This is a genomic window from Brachyspira catarrhinii (genome assembly GCF_005518285.1).
GTDB classification, from domain to species: domain Bacteria; phylum Spirochaetota; class Brachyspiria; order Brachyspirales; family Brachyspiraceae; genus Brachyspira; species Brachyspira catarrhinii.
Genome location: NZ_SJDU01000149.1, coordinates 1 through 5,409, shown reverse-complemented (window position 1 = coordinate 5,409; position 5,409 = coordinate 1). Strand labels below are relative to the sequence as shown.

Here is a 5,409-nt window from a genome sequence, read left to right as displayed (position 1 = left end):
ATATCAATTAGAATAATTATTTTTTATTATTAATGTAATGGGTTGTTTTTTACAATATATACAAACCATTCATAAAATATACCTGAAATATACTTGACAAATTTATTATTTTTTGTTTTAATATAGTTTATAATTTATTAAAAAAAATTTTAAGGTAATAATTAAAAATATGGATTTAAATCTTAAAGGCAAAACGGCTTTAATAACGGGTTCGAGCAGAGGAATAGGAAAAAAGATTGCGGAAGCTTTGGCGAAAGAAGGCGCTAATATAGTTATAACCGCTACAAATATTGAAAAGGCTTCGTCTGTTGCGGAAGAATTAAAAAAAGAATATAATATTGAAACTCTGGCTCTGAAGCATGATGTCAAATCGAGCGAATCATGTAAAGAGGTTGTGGATAAAACGGTAGAAAAATTTAAATCCATAGATATACTCGTAAATAACGCGGGAATTGCAAGAGATATGTTAGTTATTCAAATGGACGACAATAATTGGAACGAAGTAATAAGCACAAATCTTTCGGGAGCTTTTTATACTTCGAGGGAAGCGGCAAGATATATGCTTAAAGCTAGAAGAGGAAAGATAATAAATATATCGAGCGTTATAGGAAAAATGGGAAACGCGGGACAAACGAATTATGCGGCGGCAAAGGCGGGAATAATTGGAATAACTAAAGCTATGGCTAAAGAATTTGCCGCCCGAAAAATATGCGTTAATGCGATTGCCCCAGGATTTATTCAAACCGATATGACGGGAGTTTTGCCCGAAGATACGGTTAAAAATATTATGAATATAACTCCGATAAAAAGATTGGGAAATGCGGAAGATGTCGCTAATTTGGCGGTTTTTTTAGCGTCAGATTTGAGCGATTATATAACGGGAGAGGTTATAGCTGTAGACGGCGGAATGTCTATGTGATAAAACATAATAAATAAGCAATAAGGCTGCCTAACGGCGCTTTATAATAAATATTTTAATTTTCAAGGAGAAAAAAATGGCATTAATCGATGAAATTAAAGATGTGGTTGCGGCTCAATTAAACATCTCGGACAAAAGCAAGATTACGGATACTGCTTCTTTCGTAGATGATTTGAACGCCGATTCTTTGGACTTGGTGGAATTAATCATGGAGTTGGAAAAACGCTACGATATTAAAATTCCTCAAGAAGACCAAGAAAAAATTAAAAATGTGGCTGACGCTGCAAAATATATCGAAGACCATAAAAAGTAAATCATATTAAAAATTTCCCGTAAAATAATTTCTTTTTGCGGGATTTTTTTAATTATTTGAATTTATTTAAATTGATTGAAATTATTTTTTAAATTTTACTTGAATAATCAGGAGTTATTTATATGAGCGAAAGAAGAGTCGTAGTGACAGGGCTTGGAGTTGTAAATTCTTTAGGAAACGATGTCAAAACATTTTGGAATAATCTTTTAAATGGAGTTTCGGGAGTTAAAAAACTTTCTAAATATTTTGACCCCGATAAAGAACAGCTTATAACGAAAATAGGAGCGGAAGCTTTGCCTCTCGAAGGCGATTATTATTCGGATAAAAAAATGTTAAGAAGATTGGACCCGTTTATAAATTTTGGAATATATGCGGGGCATCATGCCTTAAAACAAGCGGGAATAGAGCCTAAAAGCGGATTTGACCCTTTGAGAGCGGGCGTTATTATAGGAAGCGGAATCGGAGGAGTGACTACTTTATTACAAAATCACAGCGTTATATTGTCAGACGGACCAAGCAGAGTGTCTCCTTTCTTTGTTCCTATGCAAATAATAAATATGACTGCGGGACTAATATCTATAGAATACGGAATGAACGGACCAAATTACAGCGTGGTGACGGCATGCGCTTCTTCTAATCATTCTATAGGTTTGGGTTATAAACATATTAAAGACAACGAAGCGGATATTATGGTTGTCGGCGGAAGCGAGGCTACGATAAATCCTCTTACGATAGCGGGATTTAATAACGCTCGGGCTTTATCTACAAGAAACGATGCGCCAGAAAAAGCTTCAAGACCTTTCGACAAAGGAAGAGACGGTTTCGTCATTTCCGAAGGAGCGGGAATATTGGTATTGGAAGAATACGAACATGCCAAAAAAAGAAACGCCGATATACTTGCCGAAATTTGCGGATACGGTTTTACGGCTGACGCAAATCATATTACCGCGCCTCTAGAGGACGGAGCTATGGGAGCTAGAGCTATGTCATTGGCGATAGAAAGCGCTAAAATTTCGCCCGATAAAATAAATTATATAAACACTCATGGAACTTCAACTCCTCCAGGCGATATAGCGGAGATTAGAGCGATTAAAAAAGCCTTGGGAGAGGAGAACGCTAAAAAAATAAAAATCAATTCCACAAAATCTATGATTGGGCATGCGCTCGGAGCGGCTGGCGGAGTAGAAGCGGTGGCTACTATTATGAGCATTATAGATTCTAAAGTTCATCCTACCATAAATGTGGACGAACAGGACCCAGAATGCGATTTGGATGTCGTGCCAAATACGGCGCAAGATTATAAAATAGAATACGCTATAAGCAATTCATTCGGTTTCGGTGGACATAACGCTTCAATAGTATTCAAAAAAATATAAAATAATTAGAATTTAGAAAATAATGAAGTCGTATCATTCATACGACTTTTTTATTTGCAATTTATATTTTATTTATTTTTTGTCTTGCGAATGGGTTTTGTCCTACTTTGTCATTGCGAACCAACTTGTTGGCGTGGCAATCCAATTTTAACAAAAATATTTATACTAACTCCTTGCATTATGTCGAATACATTTTTTATCAATCAAATTTATTTAAGAAAGCCTTTAATTCGTCTATAGTATAAAATAATGCGATTATATAATATTATTTATATTTTACAAACATATTTTTACTAATTGGACTTTAACATAATTCATATAAAGTTTCCTCTATAAGCTTTTTTGCAAGTTTGTAATCCAATCTTCTTCTGTAGCAATTATCTTTTCGCAAACCCTTAAAAGGAGTCAAAAATAAATCGTAAGTTTCTTTTCTAAAAATATTAAGATTTTGATTTAATTTTTCTATTATATTATTCACTTTATATTTTCTCGGAATCATTATTCTCGTTATGCTTCTTGAAGAAACTCTTATTCTGTCGGGAGATATTTCCTCGCCATTTACGAATTTTATCGAAGGTTCTATTGTATTGTCTATTGCTATCAATCCCAAATTGCCGTCAGGAACATTGAAACGAATATCCATGTTAATATTTGATTGAGGAAGTTTTTTTTCAAATCGCTTAATTTTCCCAAATATTTATTGTCGTTATACAAATCTATATCGTCCGAATTTTCTTTATATTTTTTGAATAATGCCAAACAAACGGGATGCTCCGTGTCGTTAAACATTTTTGAATTTAATAGAATATAATGACTTAATCTTTCTCTAAAAATATTCGCGTTGAAAAACGAAGCGGGAATTATAGCGCCTACATAATCGCAATTTTCCAAACATTTTTCTAAAGAATATTTATATAAATCGTCATAAATAATATTTGGAAATTCTATATTTCTTCTTTTTGCCGAATTTTGCGCCAGATACGGCGGATTGGTTATGCATACCTTAAAACCTTTCGGGAAATTTTTTAAAGTGTCTCTTTTTATGATAGATTTATTTTGAGGCTCTATATCGAAACTCTTAAAATCGGAACATAATCCCATATTTTGAAGCATATTGATTAAATTATTTGCTCCAGCGAAAGGCTCTAAAATTGTAGTTTTACTCAAATTGCATTTGCAAGCCCAATCAAGAAATCCATCGTTTTGAAAAGGATTATATGTGGTAAAATATTGCCCAAGTTCTCGTTTCATTTTTATAATATAGCATAAAATTTTGTAAAGTCAATAATTATATATTTTAACTTAAAATTAAAAAGATAATTAAAAGGACTGCCTATTAATTTAGACAATCCTTTTTGAACTTAATTTTATAAAATTAAATATTAGTATTCGTTATCTCTTCTCTTGGAATATGCTCTTCAGGAATCTTTATCAATCTTAAATCGAACATTATCATAAACATACAAGGCAAAAATATAAGAGTAAGCAAAGAAGAAAATAAAAGCCCGTAAGCCAAAGCCATAACTATCGGAATAATCAAATCGGCTCTTCCTCCGATTCCCCATGCCGTTGGAAGAAGTCCCACAACCGTTGTAATCGTAGTCAAAAATACGGGGCGAAGTCTCTGTTTAGCGCCATCGACTATAGCTTTTTTGATTCCTTTCTTTCCGCCTTGAACTCCTCTGTCTATGATATTGTTTATCACATCGACAAGTATTATTCCGTTATTTACCACGACTCCAGCAAGTCCTACAATTCCCACTATTCCCATAAACGATAACGGCATACGATGGACGGCAAACCCGAGCAAAACTCCGATAAGCCCGAAAGGAATAATTATCATAATCATAATAGGCTGAATGAATCTGTTTAACTGAAGCAACAATATTATATAAACGAATATAAAAGCCATAGCGAAACTAAATAAAAGCTGTCTTAAAGCCTTTACCGTCTCTCTCGCCTCGCCTCCGAAGTCTAATTTTAATCCTCTATATTCTCTGCTAAAATTTTTAAATCTTTCGCTTACCGCGTTCATAACCTGCTGCGATGTATTCTGCCCGTATTCTATATCGGCGGTTATCGTTATAGTTCGCTCGCCGTTATAATGTTTCAAAGTGGAAAGTCCGTTTGTCACTTGAACTGTGGCAAGATTTTCAAGATATATTAATCTGTTTTGAGAATTCGGTATTAAAAGTTTATTCAAATATTCGGTGTCGTAAGTGTATTGTTTGTCGAACATTACTCTAAAATTAAGTTTGTTTTCAAGCTCCTGTATATATGTGGCGACAGTTCCCGTATAAGCCGCCCTCACTTCGCTTGCAACCGTGGCGACATTTACCCCAAGTTGAGCTATTTTATCGTAATCGAATATTATTCTTAACTCGTCTTTTCCGATTTTATCGTCATCGTCAATATTTATAACGCCTTGAATCGTTGAAAGATAATCTCTTATTTCCGTTTTCGCTTTTTGGGCAAGTTCCGTATCGTTTCCGACTATTTTAATATTTACCGCTTTTCCAGGGTCGACATTACCGCTGGTATACATAGTGAATATAGGGACATTCTCTCTTATATCGGTTTTGTCAATAGCTTCGTTTATTAAGGCAACCAAATCGTCCGCAGTTCTTTTTCTTTCCGCCGCTGGAACTAAATAAACCATTATTCCCGCAAGGCTTCCTTTTTCTTCCGATATAATTTCTTGGTCGACTTGCTGTCCTACTAAAGTATAAATCGCTATCAATTCTTCGGGTTTGACTACCGATGAAATCACATCTTCTATTTTTGAGAAATTTGCTAGGTTG

6 protein-coding genes are annotated in these 5,409 nt (G+C 34.2%); 3 read left to right on the top strand and 3 right to left on the bottom strand.

Features of this window, described 5'->3' with window-relative positions; all coding sequences use genetic code 11:
* Nucleotides 1-169 precede the first annotated feature (169 nt).
* The 3 genes from fabG (at nucleotide 170) to fabF (ending at nucleotide 2,608) form a co-directional block, all read left to right on the top strand.
* Nucleotides 170-919, top strand: coding sequence for a 3-oxoacyl-[acyl-carrier-protein] reductase (gene fabG / locus EZH24_RS06730; RefSeq protein WP_137998362.1), 750 nt, complete (start codon nucleotides 170-172; stop codon nucleotides 917-919).
* Between the two features lie 76 nt (nucleotides 920-995).
* Entirely contained in the window at nucleotides 996-1,232 is a 237-nt protein-coding gene (acpP, locus tag EZH24_RS06725) for an acyl carrier protein (protein ID WP_137998361.1), read from the top strand.
* A 122-nt stretch (nucleotides 1,233-1,354) separates the two neighbouring features.
* Nucleotides 1,355-2,608 carry a beta-ketoacyl-ACP synthase II gene (gene fabF / locus EZH24_RS06720; RefSeq protein WP_137998360.1) on the top strand — a complete coding sequence of 418 codons (1,254 nt, stop codon included), beginning with the start codon at nucleotides 1,355-1,357 and terminating at the stop codon, nucleotides 2,606-2,608.
* 304 nt (nucleotides 2,609-2,912) lie between these two features.
* Here the strand turns inward: fabF and EZH24_RS06715 are convergent, their stop codons facing one another.
* The 3 genes from EZH24_RS06715 to EZH24_RS06705 all read right to left on the bottom strand — a co-directional run.
* Nucleotides 2,913-3,218, bottom strand: a complete 306-nt coding sequence (locus EZH24_RS06715) for a hypothetical protein (protein WP_161976108.1) — start codon at nucleotides 3,216-3,218, stop codon at nucleotides 2,913-2,915.
* On the bottom strand, nucleotides 3,209-3,859 hold the full coding sequence (locus tag EZH24_RS06710; protein WP_137998358.1) for an Eco57I restriction-modification methylase domain-containing protein: 651 nt from the start codon (nucleotides 3,857-3,859) through the stop codon (nucleotides 3,209-3,211). The genes EZH24_RS06715 and EZH24_RS06710 overlap by 10 nt, the downstream gene beginning before the upstream one ends.
* 124 nt (nucleotides 3,860-3,983) lie before the next feature.
* The coding region (locus tag EZH24_RS06705; RefSeq protein ID WP_137998357.1) for an efflux RND transporter permease subunit at nucleotides 3,984-5,409 on the bottom strand (1,426 nt) is incomplete at its 5' end.